This window comes from Chryseobacterium luquanense, from assembly GCF_026460945.1.
Classification (GTDB): Bacteria; Bacteroidota; Bacteroidia; order Flavobacteriales; family Weeksellaceae; genus Chryseobacterium; species Chryseobacterium luquanense.
Genome location: NZ_JAOVZV010000019.1, coordinates 82,408 through 103,623, shown reverse-complemented (window position 1 = coordinate 103,623; position 21,216 = coordinate 82,408). Strand labels below are relative to the sequence as shown.

General features: G+C 34.2%; 17 protein-coding genes. 5 read left to right on the top strand and 12 right to left on the bottom strand.

The window, feature by feature from the left end; all coding sequences use genetic code 11:
* Positions 1–39 precede the first annotated feature (39 nt).
* Together OEA66_RS16675 and OEA66_RS16670 are read right to left on the bottom strand one after the other, a co-directional pair.
* The gene (locus OEA66_RS16675) at positions 40–639 is read right to left on the bottom strand and encodes a hypothetical protein (protein ID WP_267282445.1); all 600 of its coding nucleotides are present in this window, start codon (positions 637–639) and stop codon (positions 40–42) included.
* A 79-nt stretch (positions 640–718) separates the two neighbouring features.
* Positions 719–1,213: an RNA polymerase sigma factor gene (locus OEA66_RS16670; protein WP_267282444.1), complete on the bottom strand. Its 495-nt coding sequence runs from the start codon at positions 1,211–1,213 to the stop codon at positions 719–721.
* 387 nt (positions 1,214–1,600) lie between these two features.
* Here OEA66_RS16670 and OEA66_RS16665 point away from each other — a divergent pair, with 387 nt between their 5' ends.
* A complete protein-coding gene (locus OEA66_RS16665) occupies positions 1,601–2,431 on the top strand; it encodes an alpha/beta fold hydrolase (protein WP_267282443.1) in 831 nt (276 codons plus the stop codon).
* A gap of 88 nt (positions 2,432–2,519) precedes the next feature.
* Here the strand turns inward: OEA66_RS16665 and OEA66_RS16660 are convergent, their stop codons facing one another.
* From OEA66_RS16660 to OEA66_RS16650, 3 genes are all read right to left on the bottom strand, one after another.
* Positions 2,520–4,148 (bottom strand): NADP-dependent glyceraldehyde-3-phosphate dehydrogenase, encoded by a 1,629-nt coding sequence (locus OEA66_RS16660; RefSeq protein WP_267282442.1) that lies wholly within the window; start codon positions 4,146–4,148, stop codon positions 2,520–2,522.
* 153 nt (positions 4,149–4,301) lie between these two features.
* Positions 4,302–4,907 (bottom strand): TonB-dependent receptor plug domain-containing protein, encoded by a 606-nt coding sequence (locus OEA66_RS16655; RefSeq protein WP_267282441.1) that lies wholly within the window; start codon positions 4,905–4,907, stop codon positions 4,302–4,304.
* Positions 4,908–4,998: 91 nt separating this feature from the next.
* Entirely contained in the window at positions 4,999–5,385 is a 387-nt protein-coding gene (locus OEA66_RS16650) for a DoxX family protein (RefSeq protein WP_267282440.1), read from the bottom strand.
* Between the two features lie 323 nt (positions 5,386–5,708).
* Between OEA66_RS16650 and OEA66_RS16645 the strand changes: the two genes are divergently transcribed.
* Both OEA66_RS16645 and OEA66_RS16640 read left to right on the top strand, forming a co-directional pair.
* Positions 5,709–6,383, top strand: a complete 675-nt coding sequence (locus tag OEA66_RS16645) for an RDD family protein (protein ID WP_267282439.1) — start codon at positions 5,709–5,711, stop codon at positions 6,381–6,383.
* A gap of 187 nt (positions 6,384–6,570) precedes the next feature.
* Positions 6,571–7,071: a hypothetical protein gene (locus OEA66_RS16640; protein WP_267282438.1), complete on the top strand. Its 501-nt coding sequence runs from the start codon at positions 6,571–6,573 to the stop codon at positions 7,069–7,071.
* Between the two features lie 117 nt (positions 7,072–7,188).
* Here the strand turns inward: OEA66_RS16640 and OEA66_RS16635 are convergent, their stop codons facing one another.
* Genes OEA66_RS16635 through OEA66_RS16625 form a run of 3 tightly spaced genes read right to left on the bottom strand, consistent with a single transcriptional unit; the run spans position 7,189 to position 9,447 of the window.
* A complete protein-coding gene (locus OEA66_RS16635; protein ID WP_267282437.1) occupies positions 7,189–8,202 on the bottom strand; it encodes a cytochrome-c peroxidase in 1,014 nt (337 codons plus the stop codon).
* Positions 8,203–8,211: 9 nt separating this feature from the next.
* On the bottom strand, positions 8,212–8,970 hold the full coding sequence (locus tag OEA66_RS16630; RefSeq protein ID WP_267282436.1) for an NAD(P)-binding domain-containing protein: 759 nt from the start codon (positions 8,968–8,970) through the stop codon (positions 8,212–8,214).
* An 18-nt stretch (positions 8,971–8,988) separates the two neighbouring features.
* Complete coding sequence (locus OEA66_RS16625; RefSeq protein ID WP_267282435.1) at positions 8,989–9,447, bottom strand: hypothetical protein; 459 nt, start codon at positions 9,445–9,447, stop codon at positions 8,989–8,991.
* Positions 9,448–9,932: 485 nt separating this feature from the next.
* Between OEA66_RS16625 and OEA66_RS16620 the strand changes: the two genes are divergently transcribed.
* Positions 9,933–10,568, top strand: a complete 636-nt coding sequence (locus OEA66_RS16620; protein WP_267282434.1) for a hypothetical protein — start codon at positions 9,933–9,935, stop codon at positions 10,566–10,568.
* 271 nt (positions 10,569–10,839) lie between these two features.
* Here OEA66_RS16620 and OEA66_RS16615 read toward each other — a convergent pair whose 3' ends face one another.
* Complete coding sequence (locus OEA66_RS16615; RefSeq protein WP_267282433.1) at positions 10,840–11,133, bottom strand: GIY-YIG nuclease family protein; 294 nt, start codon at positions 11,131–11,133, stop codon at positions 10,840–10,842.
* Between the two features lie 426 nt (positions 11,134–11,559).
* Positions 11,560–12,258, bottom strand: a complete 699-nt coding sequence (locus OEA66_RS16610; RefSeq protein ID WP_267282432.1) for a DUF6261 family protein — start codon at positions 12,256–12,258, stop codon at positions 11,560–11,562.
* A 356-nt stretch (positions 12,259–12,614) separates the two neighbouring features.
* On the opposite strand from OEA66_RS16610, the gene OEA66_RS16605 reads away from it, so the two are divergent.
* Positions 12,615–14,426 (top strand): hypothetical protein, encoded by a 1,812-nt coding sequence (locus OEA66_RS16605; protein WP_267282431.1) that lies wholly within the window; start codon positions 12,615–12,617, stop codon positions 14,424–14,426.
* A gap of 71 nt (positions 14,427–14,497) precedes the next feature.
* On the opposite strand, the gene hutU is transcribed toward OEA66_RS16605, so the two are convergent.
* Positions 14,498–16,483, bottom strand: a complete 1,986-nt coding sequence (gene hutU, locus OEA66_RS16600; protein WP_267282430.1) for a urocanate hydratase — start codon at positions 16,481–16,483, stop codon at positions 14,498–14,500.
* 351 nt (positions 16,484–16,834) lie between these two features.
* Positions 16,835–21,040, bottom strand: coding sequence for an FIDD domain-containing protein (locus tag OEA66_RS16595; RefSeq protein ID WP_267282429.1), 4,206 nt, complete (start codon positions 21,038–21,040; stop codon positions 16,835–16,837).
* Positions 21,041–21,216 lie beyond the last annotated feature (176 nt).

Sequence of the window (21,216 nt, the reverse complement as noted above, 5' to 3'; positions counted from 1 at the left end):
CCTTTCCCCCCCCCGAAACTATAAGCGAAAATCTAATCGTTATTTTTTAAGATCAATCAATAGACTTTCAATCTGACTCACATACTTTCCGTAAAAAATCCTATACCAATATTTTCCAAGTAAGAAAAGTCCAAAAAGCCCAATTGCTAGCATAGAAAGAATGGTTGTGGCAACCTGCACATCATTCAATGGTTTAGGATGAGGAATAAATTCAATCACAATAATCAATTCACACACCAAAAACGGTACAAACGAAAGCATAAATGAAAGGTAGTACTGTTTATTCAGATCAAACTGATACTTTAAATCCTTCAGACTCTCATAAGTTTTCATCATTGGGCTACTGATATCTTTATACAATTTGAAAAATTTACTAAAGAAAAACGACACCACAATCACCATTGAAAACAACAATACCGTCAAATAAAATTTGAACTTGAATGGAGCTTCCGGAACAGGAATCCAGACTATAAGAAATCCGAAGATCAAAATTCCTACTGTTGACCAAAACTCCATTCTCATATTTCTTCTGATTTTTTCTAACGGAAGATTGATTTTATTGCTATGCTCGATGCTGATTTCGGGTGTTTCTTCTGAAACATCGTCATTCCATGTATTTTTAAGGTCATCTATATTCATAATACTTTATTTTAGGTTGAGATTGAGATTAGATTAAGGATTCTATTATAAAACATTAAAATGCAACTCATATCTTTCATTACTTACTATTTAAAATTTCTTTCAGTTTATTTTTAGCGCGGTTCATTTTCACTCTTACATTTCCTTCGGAAATTCCCATTTGGTCGGCAATTTCTTTGCCTGAGAAATCTTCCAGATAATAAAAGATAAATGCTTTATCGATCGGATTTAATTGATTAATTGCTTTATACATTGCAGAGAGTTTCTCTTCTTTTTCGAGGTCATATTCATCCTGCACAATTTTGTAATCGGTAAAATCTTCGTTGTTGATGAAGCTTCTTTTCTTTTCTGATTTCAAGAAGACAATCGCCGTATTCAAGGCAATTCTGTACAGCCACGTTGAAAATTCACTTTCACCTCTGAAACCTGCATACGCTTTCCAGACCTGATAGGTTATTTCCTGAAAAAGATCGTCCCGGTCATCTTTATCATCCATGTACATTTTAGAAATCTTAAAAATGATTCCTTTATGCTTTTCTATTTTATGTAAAAATTCCTGTTCTAATGAGGTCATGGCTTTCAACTCTATGGAGTTAGTAGTTGTTTGAATTAAATGTTACACATTTTTTATTTTTTATTTGATTTAGTGTCTACAATTTTTAAATATAGTTTTGTCATTCTGTAGGACTTTAAACATCTCTAAAAAAACGCTTAGATTCCTACAGAATGACCAAAAACGATTAAATATTTAACCTTGTCAAGGTTAATATTCATCATTCAAATAACCTTGACAAGGTTTTGCATGCAAACATACACACTTACCAAGAACTCAATAAAACGCAATAAACATAATCTGTCAAAAATAATTAAAATCACAAAAAACACATACCACATCTTTATTTCACACCTGTGGTGGCGTAAAATTTGTGTTTACGTAATCACATCACAAAAAAATATCAATATGCCTTACATTACAAAACAAGACAGCAAAAATTTTGAACTTTATTACGAAGATTTCGGTTCGGGACAACCAATTATTTTAATTCACGGATGGCCTTTGAGCGGAAAATCTTGGGAACTGCAAGTTCCGGTTCTTTTAGATTTAGGATACAGAGTAATTACTTACGACAGAAAAGGTTTCGGAAAATCGGCACCGACTTTAGATGGATATGATTATGATGGATTAACTGCAGATTTACATGAAATTATTACTCAGCTAGATTTAAAAAACGTCATTCTCTTCGGATTCTCAATGGGAGGTGGTGAAGTTGTTCGTTATTTAACCAATTACGGTTCTGAAAATGTAGATAAAATTGCTCTGATTTCGTCTATCATTCCTTTAGTAAAACAAAAAGATGATAATCCACATGGAGTTCCGCAGGAAGATTTAGATGGAATTATGGAAAATCTTAAAACCGATAGAGTAACTTTCCTGGAAACATTTCACAAAAACTTTTACAACTACGGATTGCTTTCACAAACGGTAAGTCAGGCACAACTAAATTACGATTGGAGTATCGCCTCAAACGCCTCTCCTATCGCCACCATTAAATGTGCTGAAAGCTGGGCAAATACAGATTTCCGACCGGAAATTGGAAATGTAAATGTAAAAACGCTGATTGTACATGGTGACAACGACCAAATTGTACCTATAGAAACTGCAGGTAAGCAAGCCGCCCAAGGAATTGCAGATAATGACTTTGTTACGATTGAAGGCGCTCCACATGGATTAAATGTAACTCACGCAGAACAGTTGAATCAGATTCTTACAAAGTTTTTGACTAATAATTAAAGTCTTTTTTCAATATATCTGATTAATCATTAATCAGAAAACCCCGCAATATTTTTTTGCGGGGTTTATTTTTAGTTAGATTAAATACTTAAAAAATATAATCCGTACTCAGGAAATTAGAATCGTGATCTCTTACAATGGTATTCAGCAACTCTTTGTTGGAATCTGTAATTTTCGCTGCAACCAACGAACGGATTGAGAACGAACGAAGCGCATCAAAAACTGAAAGCGTTCCTTCTGCAGAATCTTTTCTTCCAGTAAAAGGAAAAACATCCGGTCCTCTTTGAGCTTGACAATTGATATTTACACGGCTGACTAAGTTCACGAAAGGATCAATTAATTGTGAAACTTCTTGAGCATCTTCACTGAAAATACTCACCTGCATTCCGTGATCTGCATTCACTTGGTAATCGATTGGTTCTTCAATATCGTCAAAAGGAACTACAGGAATTACAGGTCCGAATTGCTCTTCATGATACAGTTTCATTTCACTATTCACAGGATAAACAACTGCTGGAAAAACAAAAGATTCTTCTGTAAATCCGCCATTTTCATTCAAAACTTTTGCACCTTTAGATATAGCATCATGAATACATTCTTGTAAATATGGAGGTTTATTAACTTCAGGAAGCGGAGTAATTTTCACATCTTTTTCCCATGGAAGTCCAGGTTTTAAGGCTGAAACTGCAGCTGTTAGTTTCTTTGTAAATTCTTCAGCAACATCTTTTTGTACGAAAATCAATTTCAAAGCAGTACATCTTTGTCCGTTAAATGAAAGCGCTCCGAGAATAATTTCGCTCACGGCAATGTCGAGATTTGCATTTTTAGTTACAATGGCGGCATTTTTTGCGTCTAAGCTTAAAATAGCTCTCAATCGATTTACTTTCGGATGTAATTTCTTCAGTCCATTTGCCACTTTACTCGAACCAATAAATGCTAAAACATTTACTTTTCCGCTTTCCATGATTGGGGTGATGATTTCCGAACCTTTTCCGTATAAAGTATTCACTGTTCCTCTCGGAAAAGCTTCTTTGAAAGCTTTTAATAAAGGATAATGTGCTAAAACACCATGTTTTGGAAGTTTAAACAAAATCGTGTTTCCCATAATTAAAGCAGGAATCAACGTTGTGAAAATTTCGTTTAAAGGATAATTAAAAGGTCCCATACTCAAAACGACACCAAGTGGAGCTCTTCTGACTTGTGCAATCGTTCCTTCTGTCTGTTGAAAGCGTGATGATTCTCTGTCTAAATCTTTTAAAGCATCAATAGTCTGGTTGATATAATCTACCGTTCTGTCAAATTCTTTCGTAGAATCTGCCAAAGTTTTTCCAATTTCCCACATCAAAAGCTTGACAATTAAATCACGCTCTTTAATCATCAAGTACACAAATTTCTGCATACATTTGATTCTCCCTTCTACCGACATTGTCGGCCACTCTCCTAAACCATTGTTGTAAGCTTTTACCGATGCCTCTAAAACATCCATTGCTTCTTTCGGGCTGATATTTGGAATGCTCCCCAACAGTTTTCGCTCTAAACCGTTTTCGGTTTTAATACAAACCGGGGAATAGATTTCTGTTACATCTCCATTCCATTCTACCAATTCTCCGTTGAGTAGATATTCTCGCTGGTGGATTATGGGAACTTTATATTCTTCTGGAATTTCATTTTCTGATTTGAACAGGTCACGGAATGACGCCTCATTAGCTAAACTCATAAATTATTCGTTTTAATAGTTTGAAATTTGAAAGAATAAATTTAGACCTAAAAATCCGTTTTTAAAAGAGATAATTAATAGATTTGCTCTATTTAAAGGGTATTTGAATGAGAATTAATATTAAATAAATAAATCATCAGTAAAAAGAGAATCTTACTTTTTATCTCTAAATCTTTTTTTCAATGTTACTAAAATCACCCCATTTCTTCCTTTACTTCCATAGAGTGAAGTGGCTTGTACTCCTTTAAGTATTTCTATATTTTTAATTTTCTTAGCATCAAAATCTTTAAAACTTTTGGCATCAGTAATTTCTCCGTCAACAACCCACAAAGATTCATTATTTCCTTGAATTGACGAAGGCATACCTCGTGTTGATGGTATCACTACTCCGTTTTGAGAATTTGCTGACAGACCAATTATTTGCCCCTGAAGATTTGTAAGAGCTGAAGTTTTCACAGAATCTTTCTCCTGAGCATTTAAAGAAACAATTCCTACTGCAGTCAATATAAAACCAACGGCAAACTTAGATAAAAGTGAGTTGATAAACGAGTACTGAATATTTCGGTTAAGTTGTGATTCGTAAAAATTTCCGCAGATATTTTTTGATGATGGTTTAGATAAAACTTCCAATATTTCATCATCCGAATTATTGGTGAAATCTCTGACTGTTTTTGAACAAACGGAACAGAATCTTCCTTTTTCCTGCAGAGTCATCTCTTCCCAATTCTCATGACATGGTTTTGCTATTGTGATTTTCATAGTATCTTTATATAGAGATGCTTTTTTTGATAAAAAGGTTGGAGTCATTTACTATTTAAACAAAAAACTCAGCATTGCGCTGAGTCTGATTCTATTTTTCTGTTGATTTTAATGCCCAGAAAATAAGTAAAGGCTGCATAAATAATCGGGCTAACCTTTTTCCATCCGTATTGAGCCCAAAACTGTTTCTGTCATTTTTATATTGGGCAATATTTCCGGGGAAAACTGCTGTAAAAAATGCTCCTGTCATTTTTCCTACAAGAGATTCATACTTTTTGGGAGTGGCAATAATGGTTGCTCCCAAAGCAATTTCTGCAATTCCAGAATACACAACGGTATCATCTTTTTCAAGTGGAACCCAATTGGGAACCTGTGCCTGAAACTCTTTCCTTGCAAAAGTAAGGTGACCGATTCCTGCAGTAATAAGCATAGCTCCAAGTCCGTATTTTGCGATTGTTTTGATGGTGTCTGTTTTCATAACGTATATTTTGATGTTATGAAGTCAAGAATGGTTCCATTCTGGATAAATTTATTATTTAAAAGATTAAATTACTGTTAGATTTTGAACATTCAGTCAGTGATCCTCGAAGCAGATACGGTGATATGAAGCTGAGTGAGGGTATATTTAAAATAATAAATAATTCTCTCAACTCTTATTAATAGAATAAAATTTAGTGCTTCATGATTATTTATCATCAATGAATTTCTTACATTATTTTCTTCTTATAGTGAAAAAAGCATTGTTAAATTATCTGTAATTTATATATTTACGCGCTCATTGATAAAATTTAAATACAAATTATGGAACAAAAATATTTTATACATGACGGGATCGGCAAAAAAGGTCCTTACACCTTAGAAGAACTGAGAAAACTGGAAATTAAAAGATATACTTTGATTTGGCACGGAGCTCTGAACAATTGGACGGAAGCCGATAAGCTATACGAACTGAAAAGTCTTTTTGAGGCAACTCCACCTCCTATCAACCTCAGAAAAGAAATTCAAAAAGTTCCACCGAGCCTTCCTCAGACTACAAACGTAGATTACAGAACCGGAAGAATAGAATATCTTAAAGACAACACATTACAGATTCACTATGAAAATGTAATTATACAATATCGTTATGCAAATTTCGGAGAAAGATTATTGGCAAGGATACTAGATATTTTCATTATCATTATTCCTGCTGCCATTATTCCTATACTTCCGGGATGGCTCTATTTTTCTTTGATGCACTGCAGCGAATCTCAACAAACAATCGGACAAAAAGCTTTAAATATAAAACTCCTGAGTACAGATGGTGCAAAGATAAATTTCGGGCAATCTACCGGACGTTTCTTCGGCAATATCCTTAATGCGCTTACCTTTTTTATTGGTTTTTTAATGTTCTTTTTTAATAAAAGAAATCAATGTTTACATGATAGTCTTGCGAGTACAATAGTTGTGTCAGAAATAAGAAGAATTAATAAGTATTAACTGATATTAAATTAAAAAGTTAAATTCCAAAATATAAAAACCTGTTTCAAAGCAGGTTTTGCTATTTACACTAAAATCTAATTCTTTAATAAAAACAAGAGATAATCTTTTATGATTTTTTTTATATTTGAAAATATTTAATAAAGACAAGAAATCGGAGTTAAATACCGAAGAAAAATACAATTTAATGAAAGAAGAAAGTATAAATAAATTAAACGGACTGTTTTCAAACTTAAAAACGGAAGAACAAAAGCTCAAAGAAAGCTTGGAAAAACAGAAAAGCGAAGACGATCTTTTTATTGAAGGTTTTAAAACGCTGTGCAAGAATTTCATAGATCCTAAAATGCAGGAATTCAGAAGAATGCTTAGACAAAACGGATTTGGATGTAAAATTACATTCAGCGAAGAAAATAAAACCGGTTTAGGAATCAATTCTCAAACCAATATTAAGCTTCAGATTTCAAGAAATGTAGACTCTAATTTTTATGCGAATGATAAGTTTCCCCACATCATGTTTGTTGCCGACAAAAACTTAAAGAGAATCAGTATTCATCAGGATACGATTTTCCAAAACGGAACCGGAAGCGCAGCGATGAAAGAAAAGTTTTACACTATTGAAACACTTAATGAAGATAATGTAGAAAAGGAAATTCTTGAATCTATCGAAAATATTTTAATGAATAAATAAATTTAAAACCTGTATTTTTTGCAGGTTTTGTTTTAATTAATCGTCACCACCAATACTGTTGAATTCTTTTTTAAAATAATGAGCGGTATAATTTTTCAAAATACATTTATTTACAAATTATTTTATCTTTTGATACTCTGCATTAGAAACCAAAACAGAATCATTCAAAGCAGCTAAAAACGCCAATAAATCTTCCTTTTCTTTCAAATTAAAAATGATTGGCTTTTGTAATTGTTTAGCTAAAGTCGGACTTTTTTCAATACCCTTTTCATAATGTTCCAAAACTTCATACAATGTTTTGAATCTGCCATCATGCATATAAGGATAAGTATAAGCAAGATTTCGCAAACTAGGAATTTTAAATATCATTTTATCTTCCGGTTCAAACGTCTTGTTCCATTTTCCATAGTCTTTTAATTCTGAATTATAGGATAGTCCGTTATTGGCAAATTCATACGTTGAAAACAATGGTTCTTTATGACATGAACTACAGTTTTGCTTAAATAATTGATAACCCTTTTTTTCAGATTGATTGAATTTTGCTTTTCCCTGCTTTACTTTATCATATTTAGAATAAGCTGAAACAATTGTTAATTGAAACTGTGAAAGTGCTTTCATCAGACGTTCAGAAGTAGCCAAACTATCGCCAAAACTTCTGTAAAAAAGTGTTTTATATTCTTTAGATTTATTGATTCTTCGTACAGCAATATTAATATCCTCTCCCATTTCTTTCGGATGATTGATTGGTGCTAAAGCCTGAACATCGATATTCACGACCGAACCATCCCACATAAATGTTTTTTGCCAAGCCAGATTGAAAATCGCCGGAGAATTCCTGTCCCCAATTCCATCTTCAATCCCTTTGCTTAAGTGATTACCGGCATGGGAAAAAGCCTGATTAGACAAATGACAAGTTGAGCAGGAAATGGTATTATTTCTTGATAATATAGGATCATAGAACAGTTTTCTGCCCAACTCCACTGTTGAAGGTTTTAAAGGACTTTTCTTAAAGTCATAAACCGGTTTAGGGAAATAAGAAGGGTAAATCAATGACAACTCCTGAAGACTGTAGGAAAACAGAAACAGTAAAAGTAATACAGCCGTAAAAGTTTTTAATCTGGATTTAATCATAAATCAATTCTACAAATGAAAATATCTCGGATCAGGATATTGAAATTCAAAATCAAGTTCTTCAATTAATTTTGCAGGAGAAATAGTTCTTCCCACATCTGTTCTCTCGCCATCGTAAGGCAAACCTTTCTGAGCATTAATCACCTCTTCTTTGTTTGGATGAATCGGAGCAACAACATTATAAACTTTAGATTCCGACTTATTATCCAGCATCTTTTCAACAACCGAACAAATATCTGCGTAATGAATATGATTCACCAACTGATCCAGATTGGAAATATTATAATTCTTTAAAAGCCTTTGATCGCCCATTAATCCAGCCAATCTCAGAATATTGGTTTGTGGAAATTTATCTAAAATAAAACTTTCACTTTCCACATCTTTTGCAGACTGATCGTCTTCTGTAAATTCTTTTTCAGTTTCCGGATAAACGCCCGTCGAACTTGCTAAAAATAGCTGACCTTTAAAATCTCCAAGGAAGTTCAGCAGGTTTTGTCTTTTGTCATTCATAGGAATTTGAACACCTCTGATTCCAGAAAACGGAACGCTGACGATGATAGCATCTAAGTCTGATGCGGCTTCCAATTCTTTCATTTCGGCATCCAATTCATTAGGAAAACTAACCAATGTTGCCTGATATCCTTTCTTTTTAAATTCTTCAACTTTAGCTTCAGTAGTTGTTGTTGCGAAAATTTCGTATTGATTTGATAAACGTTCTGCGATGTGGTTTCCGAGCCAGCCGCAGCCGATGATTCCTAGTTTTTTCATTTTTCTTTTTTTATTTAATTAGTCTTCCAGGTCTTTTATATTGAACTGTAAAAAAGCCAGAATTATGATTGAGTTGGTAAAATCTTCTTTTATCTGAATTTCATATCGTGATTTGAAAAATGACCTTTTGCAATCAAATCTCATTATGAACTCGTCGTTATAAAAATTATGTAATGATTGTGACCCATTCGACCAGCCGTTAGATTTTAAAATGTAAATTTCAGTATAGGGTTGACCGTAATAAAATAACCTGTCTTTTTCGAAATCAATCATTACAACTAATTTTCCGCTGCTGTCAAAAAATTTGGTATTACGATACAAAAAGCCTGAATGTTTTATTTTGTAAATATTGTCATTTATTTTTAATCGCTCATTTGCTCCTGCAAAAAATCCCGATAAACGCTCTCCAATCAGAAATTCATTTTCATCAATTAACTGCAATGAATTTTTTGTTCGTTTAACGGTTAGTAATTTCATATTTCAAAAATATTAATTTAATACTTACTTTCATTGATATATTTGCTATAATCTGCAGCGAAAATACCGTCAGTTTGAGTGTTTTTCGGAGTGGAACAGAGAAAAATGTATCGAGAACCAGTGAACCGAAGCACAAAACCCGTGTGTCAAACAACAGGTTCTCGATACAGTTTTCTTCAAAAACCTACCCAAACTGACGCAACGCTTCGAAAACTTGTTTGGTACCGTCAGTTCGAGTGTTTTCGTAGTGAAACGAAGAAAAATGTATCGAGAACCCGCAAGCCTAATAACAGAATTTATCGGCTCATCAAAAAGTTCTCGATACGGTTTTCTTCAAAACCTACTCGAACTGACGGACATTTACAAAATATCTGGCTTCTAAGGCAACCTTTCCAGAATTTCAGAGTCTTATTAATAAAGAGGAATAATAAATATTTTTTAAGTAATTTTCTATTCATCTCTGTTAAACCCAAAAACTCTGAGTCATGAAAAAAACACATTATATTTTAGGACTTTTATTAAGCTGTCAGTTATTTTTTGCACAAAAAGAAAAGATAGCTGTCTTTGCCGGAGCCGAACTGCAGCCTACCATTTATAAATATCAACCGGCAGCGCATATCCATGTACGCTCATACCTCAACGACCGAATATCATTGGGTGGAGCAGTAAGTTTTACCAGCAAAAAATACAGTGAAAATTTCGGTTATCCAGCAGACAGAACACGATCCAATCACATTATTCTGAACGTTTTGGCGCAGAATGATTTCATCAATACCGAAAAAATTGTTTTGAGTACTTACCTTTCTACAGGTGTGTACTTTCTTAGCCTTGTCAATCCTGATGAAAGAACAACCGCAACCTCTTATAATGAAGTTGAAGGAATTTGGCTGGTAAATGAATATGAAGTTCCTAAAAAACTCAGTCGTGATATTTTCTACAATGTTCAGGGCGGACTGGATTTTTCCTTTAAATTAGCGACAATTACAGAAGATGAAATTGGAATTTATCTTACGTCACGGGCAGCTTATCAGTTTGTATTCGGGAAAGGCGATTTTATCAATGGAAATCAGTTTACCAAACCTGTATTTTCTTTAGGTGTAACATTTAAAGGGAATAAATAGGTTTCTTAACTAACTTTTACATATCATATTCCACACAGTTTGGCATCCCGCAGGGATTTCGGCGTAGTATTAGAGAAGTTGTATGGAGTGATTCGGGTTTAGATCCTTTCAGGATGACAAACGTTGCGCTCATCTTTTTTTGTGGAACAAAACCTGTAAACATACTCCTACTCACAGTTTGTCATCCCGTAGGGATCTAAACGTTTTATTAGAGATGTTTTAGCTTAAAACTTCCACAATGATAATTAAAACTCTTATTGAAACCAATCATTCAAAAATCCATATTTGGATTTTGAATTCTTATCAGCTCTAATTTCTTAATCCGAGATAAATTTTTTATTTCTTTTTCCCGTTCAATTGCTTGTTGAATCCATCCAAATTTTTCATAGTAAACCAAGAATTCTACATTATATTTTGCGGTAAATGAGTTAGGATTTACCTTCGTCTTATGTTGGTATAATCTTTTATTTAGATTATTTGTTACACCTGTATATAGAACAGTTTTGTTTTTATTGGTGAGAATATAAATGTAAAATGTATATATTCCTTCAGTAAATTCAATCATTATGTGTTGTTTTTTAATTTAGGCAATATATATAATTCATACCACATCATGTGTGATTTTTACTATTTGGGTTTAGATCCTTTCAGGATGACAAACGTTGTGGTTATGAAATCTGCTTACCCCAAAAGCTTTCACACACTTTGTCATCCCGTAGGGTCAACTTAGTATTAGAAAAGTTGCATGGAGCAATTCGGGTTTAGATCCTTTCAGGATGACAAGCGTTGTGGTTATTCTTTCTGATTGTTCGGTCATAGCAGAGCACAGTTTGTAGTTCTGCTTTCACGCACAGTTTGTCATCCCGTAGGGATCTCAGCATAGTATTAGAAAGGTAGCACGGAGTGATTCGTCTCGAGATCCATTCAGGATGACAAACATTACGCTTATTTTATCAAACACAAAACTCAGCATTCCGCTGAGTCTTTTTGTTTATTCCGGTTTTTCTTCCTTCCTTTTTACTTCTGAATTTTTCGCTGCTTTTACCAGTTCGTTGGTATCGCTGTAGAGGAGTTTCCAATCGGGGACGTCTTTCATGGCGGTCAGCAGATTCAGATAGGTTTTGAGGTTTTTCTCCAGATCGCGGCGGATGGCGCTTGCGCTGGTCATCTGTCTGAGGTCGGCATTGGCTTCTGCCTGTTCGCCAAAGATGGTTTCAAAAGCTTCGTGTTTTGTTTTCATATCTGCGAAAGCCGTGTTCAGAGATAGAAACGCAATCTTCTGTTGGTTTTCCGGACTTTCCAAAGCTTCAATCAGCTTTTTCATCTGTGCGGTTTGTGAGGAATAGCTTAAGCGGTCGAGATCAAGCCCTAAAGTTTTGAAAACTCCGTACAAATCCTCCGCCGACTGATAATTGGGTGCAGTCTGCAGCTTTCGGTAACCGTCCAGAAAAGCTTTAAGATTGGTGTAGGCGACGTCCCTCTCATGGTCTGCCGTGGCAACATCTTTTCCTTTTCCGCTGTAGATTTGCTTGGTGTAGACTGCGTCGTATTCGATGTAGGAATTCTGCAGAGTTGCGGTAAGGGGATGATTGGAAATCACAGGATATTTTCCTGACTGAATGTTGGTAATAATTCTTTGAGCCAAAGTCGCAAGATCTTTAGTGCTCAGTCTCACTAATGAAATTTTCATCGTTTAATGTGTTTGTTTGTTAAAAATGTATTAATTACTCAAAACAAATATAAATAATTCTGCATTTAGTTTAAAACATTTTGTGGGGAATAAAATGCAGTTGCATGAAGTTCCCCCGCAACTTGTGGGAGACTTCATGCAATTGCAGGAGCTTACAAACAAGGTTGTTTTAAACAAAATGCAGTTGCAGGAGGTTTGTCTTAAGCATGTTTGTGAGTTTCTGCGGATGCGGGTAGTTTTGATTAAAGTTGAAAAATTAAAAATTTTGTGATTGAGATTATGGAAAACCGTATTTGTAAACAGCTGATAATATTTATATTTGAATTGTCATTAAAAACATTAAACTAATACATCAAATGAAAAGTATCAACAGTATTAATATCGAAAATATAAAAGGTATAGAAAAACTAACATTCTCTGCAACTATTAACCCATATATGCCAAATTTTTTAGTAGCACCAAATGGTTTTGGTAAAAGTTCATTGGCAACCACTTTTAAATCTTTGAATAGAGATAGATTAAAAGTAGAAGAAAAAAATTATCATAAGGGAAATCCGGAATTAGAATACCTTTTAGAAATTGAAATTACTAATGATGATAACTCTAAAACAACATTAACTGCAAATAAAGATAAAAATGAAATTTCAAAAATATTTGATATTGAAGTTATCAAAAGCTTATTAAAGCCAGAAGCTAATTATAGAAAAATTCAGGGTAACCACATAACTAGTCCTACTATAGAAGTTGAAAATATATATATCGTTGAAAACATACCAGAGAAGTTTGAATTACCTTATCAAATTACAAAATTTCGAAATTCTATTTCAGATAATCGACAAATATGGGTTGATTTATCAGGACTTTTAATAAATCCACAATTTCTTACAAGACTTTCAAATTTGAACATATTAGATAAGTTTGATTTAGTTAAACATCAAAAGTTTATAAATGATTACAAAATAATTGTTAAAAACCTATCTGGAAAAAAAGATGAAATCATTAACGAATTAAATTTACATCATTTAGATATTTTGAATAATGAATTCGTTAATCAGATAGTTACGTTGCTTGAGAGATTCCAAAACAAATCAAAAGCAGAAAATATTCTTGAAGCTATACAACTAATCGAGCTATATAAAAGTAACAAAAATGATTTTTATAAATTATTTAATTATAATCAATATCGCATTCAGAAAGAAAGGATATTAACTCTTTTCAACTCTTTTAAAGCAACATGGAAAAATATTCAACCTAAAGAAATCAATATAACTAGGAAAATAAAAAAGAAAACCGTAATAGTTCAAAAAAACCTTGGAATTGAATTTCCTAAAGCTACAGACATTTCAAACGGGGAACGAGATGTAATTTCATTTATTGGATGTCTTCTTAAAACTCAATCAAATTTCCGAGGAAAACCAACCATACTAATTATTGATGAAGTATTTGACTATCTTGACGATGCTAATTTGTTAGCAGTACAATTTTATATTACAAAATTTATTGAATTTTTTCAGAAGAGAGAGATTCAGTTTTTTCCTATGATTCTAACACATCTAAATCCATATTATTTTAAGAATTACTTCTTTTCTAAACAAAAAGTTCATTATTTGCTAAGTTGGAAAGGAGCTGTTGATAGAGGAATTGAAAATATTGTAATATCAAGAAATAATACAAAAACTAAGACGTATGAAGACACTATAAGCAGTTATTTTCTTCATTTTAACCCAGCAGATTTTAATATTGAAAACGATGCAAAGTCCGAGTTTACGATTCAAAAATTGGGAAATGTTAATGAACAGCTTTGTAATTCGGGAGAGTTTAAGAAAAGCGTTCTTAAATATTTTGATAATTATGTTAGTGGCAAAAAGAACTATGATCCAATCTCTGTTTGTATAGCTTGTAGAATTCTTGTAGAACAAAATATTTATAATCAACTTCCAGCGGAGCTACAAAATGATTTTCTTGAAACTCATACTACAGTAGCTAAGCTTGATTTTGCAAGAGAAAATACAGACATAATAATTCCTGAAATATATTATTTCCTCGGAACACTGTATAATGAATTACTACATATTCGAAAAAATAATGACAATTCAAGTCCAATATATTTAAAGCTAAATAATATAACAATTAAAGAGATGATTAAACAATTAAAAAATAATAATTAATATTATAATTGTTTACCATTCTAAAACAAAAAAACCTGCCTCACAGCAGGTTTTTCCATATCTAAAAAGTTTTAAAACAAACTATCATCCACAAAATTCGGCAACGTCACTTTCAAATTCGGTTCAGCTTCCATTGCTCTTTTAATCGCGAAAACAGCACCCTCATTTCTTGCCCAGCTTCTTCGGGAAATTCCATTGTTCACGTCCCAGAAAAGCATTGATTTTAATCTTCTGTCAGCATCATCGCTTCCATCGAGCAACATCCCGAAACCACCGTTGATCACTTCGCCCCAGCCAACGCCTCCACCGTTGTGAATGCTCACCCAGGTTGCGCCACGGAAACTGTCGCCAATCACATTGTGAATCGCCATATCTGCCGTAAATCTCGAGCCGTCATAAATGTTGGAAGTCTCTCTGTACGGCGAATCCGTCCCCGAAACATCATGATGGTCTCTTCCCAAAACCACCGCTCCGATTTCTCCGTTGGCAATGGCTTTGTTGAAGGCTTCAGCGATTTTCATTCTGCCTTCTGCATCGGCGTACAGAATTCTCGCCTGCGAACCAACGACCAGATTGTTTTCCTGAGCACCTTTAATCCACGTGATATTGTCTTTCATTTGCTGTTGAATTTCTTCCGGCGATGTTTTAATCATTTCCTCTAAAACAGCACACGCAATATCATCGGTTTTCTGCAAATCTTCAGGTTTTCCGCTGGTACAAACCCAACGGAACGGCCCGAAACCATAATCAAAACACATCGGTCCCATAATATCCTGAACGTATGATGGATATTTGAACTCTCTTCCAATTGTTGGATTGTCTGACATCACGTCGGCTCCGGCTCTGGAAGCTTCGAGTAAAAAGGCATTTCCGTAATCGAAGAAATAGGTTCCTTTTGCTGTATGTTTGTTGATGGCGGAAGCGTGTCTTCTCAAGGTTTCCTGAACTTTTTCTTTGAATAATTCAGGGTTTTCTGCCATCATTTTATTGGATTCTTCAAAGGTCTGCCCGACCGGATAATAACCGCCCGCCCAAGGATTGTGAAGCGAAGTCTGGTCTGAACCGATATCGATTCTTAAATTTTCTTCATCCAATTTCTCCCAGATATCGACGATGTTTCCAAGGTAAGCCAAAGAAACTGTTTCCTGATTTTCCTGCGCTTTTCTAACTCTCGCCACCAGTTCATCCAGATTTTCGTGGATTTCATTCACCCATTTCTGTTCGTGACGGATTTTGGTAATCTTCGGATTCACTTCTGCAATGACCGTAATACAACCTGCAATATTTCCGGCTTTTGGCTGAGCGCCGGACATTCCGCCCAGACCTGAAGTGACAAATAATCCGCCTTTTGGTTCTTTATTGATTTTTCTGAAAGCATTTAAAACGGTAATCGTCGTTCCGTGCACAATTCCCTGCGGACCGATGTACATATAAGATCCGGCCGTCATTTGTCCGTACTGCGAAACACCCAGCGCATTGAATTTTTCCCAATCATCCGGCTTGGAATAGTTTGGAATCATCATTCCGTTCGTTACGACCACTCTCGGTGCATCTTTGTGCGACGGAAACAATCCCATCGGATGACCGGAATACATTGTCAACGTCTGTTCGTCTGTCATTTCCGACAGGTATTTCATCGTTAGAAGATACTGCGCCCAGTTGCTGAACACCGCACCATTTCCTCCGTACGTAATCAGTTCGTGCGGATGTTGCGCCACTGCATAATCCAGATTGTTCTGAATCATCAGCATAATGGCTTTTGCCTGCTCAGATTTTCCTGGATATTCGGCAATATCTCTTGCTTTCATCTCATAATCCGGACGGAAGCGGTACATATAAATTCTGCCGTATTTTTCCAGTTCTTCTTTAAATTCCGACAACAATTCTGCGTGGAATTTGGGTTCGAAATAGCGTAAAGCATTTTTCAGAGCGAGTTTTTTTTCTTCGTCTGAAAGGATTTCTTTACGTTTCGGAGCGTGGTTGATGTGGGTTTCGTATGGTTTTGGCTGAGGTAATTCGGTGGGAATTCCCTGCTGTATTTGTTGTTGGAAAGTCATTATATAATTGATTGTTGTTGGATTTTTTGTGGTTTTAAAGATATTCAAATTAGAAAATCCCTGCAAATAAAGAAATAAAATATGCAATGTGATGAAATTCCCCTCCTCTGGAGGGGTGGCGAAAATTCGAAAGAATTTTTGACGGGGTGGTTTTTAAGAGCATACTTTTTAAGAAATTTGCGGGTTACTTGTTATCTTATTTAACCACCCCATCTTAATTTTCTAAGAAAATTAATCCACCCCTCCAGAGGAGGGAAATTTTCCATGTTGTTGAGCCTTGTGATAAACATTTTACACAACAAAACCTCACTAAAAATCAATGAGGTTTTGTCTATTAATTACTTAAAAATTTTAATTATTGTTTTTTACTAAAATCCACCCTGTAAAGGTTCTGCCGTCAGGAAGTGTAATAACGTACCAATAGCTTGACGTAGGAATTGGTCTTCCGGCAATTGTTCCATTCCATACAATTTGAGTATTTGTATTTTGCTCAAAAATCAAGTATTGATAACGGTCAAATACTTTTACGTTGGTCATTTTAGTTCCGAAAACATGAAGGTTTCTGATGATCCATTTATCATTGAAGCCGTCTCCGTTTGGCGTAATTGTATTTTTAATATCTAAAATTACTCCATCCTGTTTTACAATACATTTTCCTTCGACATATTTCACGTAGAATGTGGTAATTCCTGTCGGTAAATTGTAGAAAACATTACTTGACTGCCAGGTAATTCCGTCTATTGAATAAATGATTGGTTGTGAACCTGTCGCAGTTATGGTATAAGTACTTCCGTTTGCCACCATATTCTGAATTACAGGAACATCATAATGCTTTGCCTCAAAAGTTGCCGTGTAAGAACATCCGTTATCAGAAGTTACTGTTACTGTATAAGTTCCCACTACTCCTGCATTAACCAAAGTATCAGTATTAGATACTATTTGTCCTGCAGGATTTGTCCAGACATAACTGACAATAGTATGACCTTCAACTTTTAAAGTGTAGCTGAATGTTGCATCCGGGCAGAAAAATTGTGTCGGAATTTCAAAAAACGGAACTTGTTTAAGAGAAATTTTAATGGTCGCCACTTCAGGACACAATCCGGGAACAATCACTTTAACGTAAATTGTATCTGATCCTCCATTTTGGTTAAAAGAGTAGTTTGCTGGGTTTGTAATAGCATTAGTTCCTGAATTTAAATCAGCTAAAGACGGATAATATGTAAAAGCGACATTGTTTCCTGAATAAATCTGAGGTTGAAATTGGGTAAGATTTACGATTTCTATTCCGTCATTTAAAGTATCACAAACATTATTTAATAAAAATGGTCCAGAATTTTGAAGCACAATTTTATTTCCGATAATGAAATTAATTGTTGCAATATCATCACACCCCGGAATATTCATCACTTTTACCCAAATTTGCTGTGGAAAAGGATTTGCCGTAAAGTTTTGAGGATTTGCAATTGGGTTTGTACCATTTTGCGCATCATTTTGAGTCAGATAAAAAGTAAAAGTATTGATTGCATTCGGAATATCAACGTACAAATTGGTGTAATTCATCAGATTTACTTCATAAATTCCATCCAAATTATCATCACAAATTATTATGCTTGAATTGATTGCTTTTGGAGGGAAATAGGTATTCAACTGAATCGGCGCTACAGAAAAACAGCCCGTTGTTTTAGACTGAAATCTCGCCCACACCTGCACCGATGAAACCGTAGTGACAATACTGCTTCCTATCTGATTGGAAGGATTTCCTGCATTTGCTTCTGCTAAAGTATTGTAGTAAGAAATATTCATATCAGAAAGTTGATATGTGTTTTGAGAAGCAACAAACATTTGCGAAACCGCATCACTTAAAACAAAAGTTTCATTTAAATTAAATTCTTCATCACAAGCATTTAAAACTGCATTATTTATTAAAACAACAGTCGGCAAAAAGGTCATCTGAATATTGACCTGTGAAGCAGAAAAACATTCACTATTATTAAATTTAATTTTCACATAAACTGTTGCATTTCCCTGAACCGGAAATTCACCCGGATTCGTAATTTGTCCTGAAAAAGCGTGTGTTGTAGGATTGTATGAAGTATAATAAGTAAACATAACACCTGCAGAACCATTGTAAATTTGAGGTTGAGCCAATAAAAGATTATACAGTTCTACTCCATCATTATTATTATCACAGATATTGGTAAGAGAAATATTTACAACAGAATTCACGGCCGGAGTTAAAACCAAACTTACCGTAATAGGATAGATTTGCGTACAATTATACGAGTTGATTTTTACGAAATATTGCTTAGTTCCTACAAGATTTACGGTCGTCACTGCGTTATTTCCGCTTTGTGCTTCAGCTTGAGTGAGGTAAAAAGTAGTTGTAGCATTTTGATTTCCGATAATCGCTCCTGAAAATTGTGTTAAATCAATATTTTCTGTATTATCATTATTAAAATCACAAATATTAAAATTTGAACTTACAATAACCGGATGTACCAAATAAACATTAATCGCCCGAACGGTATAACAATCTTCACTTTCTTCAAAACGAACATAGAAAGTTTTTGTTACCAAGCTTCCGTTTTCTGTAATGATTTGCGTTGGAGAAATAGGATTTTGATCTTCCATCGCATCGTCAAAAATTTCATAAAACTTCGTGAAAGGAACCGTCAATGGTGAAGTAAGCATATTAGCTGACAAAGCGCTGAGATTCACAGTAACATCTTCTGTACCGTTAAAACAGATATATTCATTTTTATCGTTGGCTAAAATTTCAGTAAAAGTGATATTCATATTCACAGGAACAACCGTAAAGCACCCTCCTGGAATCTGCACCCTGATAAAAATAGTATATATTCCTTTTTTTATTTGTTCTAAAACTGGTCCTGATTGATTGTAAGCTGCTGCATAAGATTCGTAAGCCGAGAAACTTACCCCGCCTTGAGGAGAAATCAAAGGTCCTAAATTTAAAGCAAAATCAAAAGGCTCCTTATTGTCTGCATTGATATCACACATCGTGTAAGGAAAAGAAATAGGAGAATTGACATTTACGCCCGGTTTGAAGGCAAAACTTATTGGCCCCAAAACATACGTACAACTTCCGTACTGAACTCTCGCCCAAACTTTCGTTGTAGGAGTAATATTAGGTGCTGTGACCGCATTGGTATTGTTCTGAGCATTTGATTGCGAAAGAAAATAGGCAATATTGGTACCTCCTGCAGGAAAAAACTGATTATTTAAAAGTGTAAGATCATAGGCAGGTTCTACACCATCATTATTCGTATCACAAACCGAAACGGTGTCTATCAAAAGATTTTTAGTTAAAAAATTCAAAGTAAGAACCGCCACTCTGAAACATCCAGGAACATTAGGATTCTGAATTCTCACATATAAAACCGTATTTGCATTTAACGAATAATTCGTAGAAATACTGTTTTGATTATTCTGTGCATCGGCTAAAGAATTATGAAATGTAAAATTAAAATTCGCAGGATTCTGTGAGGTTACATTAGGTTTAAAATCATTTAAGTTAAGCTGAACCGGAGCATTTCCGCAAAAATCCTGAGTATAATTTCTTGAAATCGGATATGTAGAATCAAAATCAAGGATAAAATCATCAGTTAGAGCCAAATTACTATTTCCACAAATATTAAAATTTACATTTGCTGTATAAACTTCGTTTTGAGTAGGACAAACCGTTGTCTGAATTCCTGTTCCTACCGTTTGCCCTGCAGAATTTGTCCAAGTAACTGTTGGCTGAATAATATTCCCATTTGGAGTAAATTTCCAGGATTCCTGCAAAGCCTGCCAATTTCCGGTATTTCTTGAAGCTGGAGAATACCCTACAGTTCCATCATCATTAATAATTCCGATTAATGAATTTTCAAATTTTCTGGTTGCACACGGCGTCAGTTTTTTATCTACAAAAACCTCCACAATATTTGTAGTTTCGTGCAAAACAATCTGTGATGAAGAGCGATCGGTACAACCTGCAACTCTTCCATCATAGAAATTGATTACGAATTTTCTATTCGGAGCTGTTCCTACCGTTGAATAGTAAATTTCCGAACTATCTCCTGCAGAAAAAACCATATCGTGATACACCCCAAAAATCGAATTTTTCGGAAGACCAGGATCAGGATTTTGCCAAATAATATTGGGATAATTGATATTTCCTTGTTGATTCAGATCAAAAGTTACCATTCCGTTTGAACCAATAACAACAGATTCGAAATATTGATTAAAAAAACAAAATTTAAAAGGCAAATCTATTTTAGAAGTAAAAACATCATCAAAGTTGGCATTCAAAGAAGTTCCCTGATTCAAAGGAATTGCAGGATCATACGTTCCCTGTGTAACTTGATAAGTATTTGTTTGTTTTAAAACAGGAAATTCCACATGAAGAGGAATGCATCCGTTTGCGTCAAGATCATTGGTACAAGTAACATGAAAATTTTCGTTACCTGCAGCATCTTTTACTTTAATATCAGTAATAACCTGAGAATAGGAGTAAACGCCTACCAATAGCAGGAAAATGTGTAAATATTTTGTCATTAATTTGGTGAAAAAAGTTAAAAATCAATTAAAATCAAATACAAATATTTTTTTTGCAAAAATAATACTTTTTTATTACAAAATAAATAATCATAAATATTTATTTATAATTTATTAAAAATTATTTAACACAAAAATAAAACATTATCTCATTCTTTATCAATAACTAAAACACA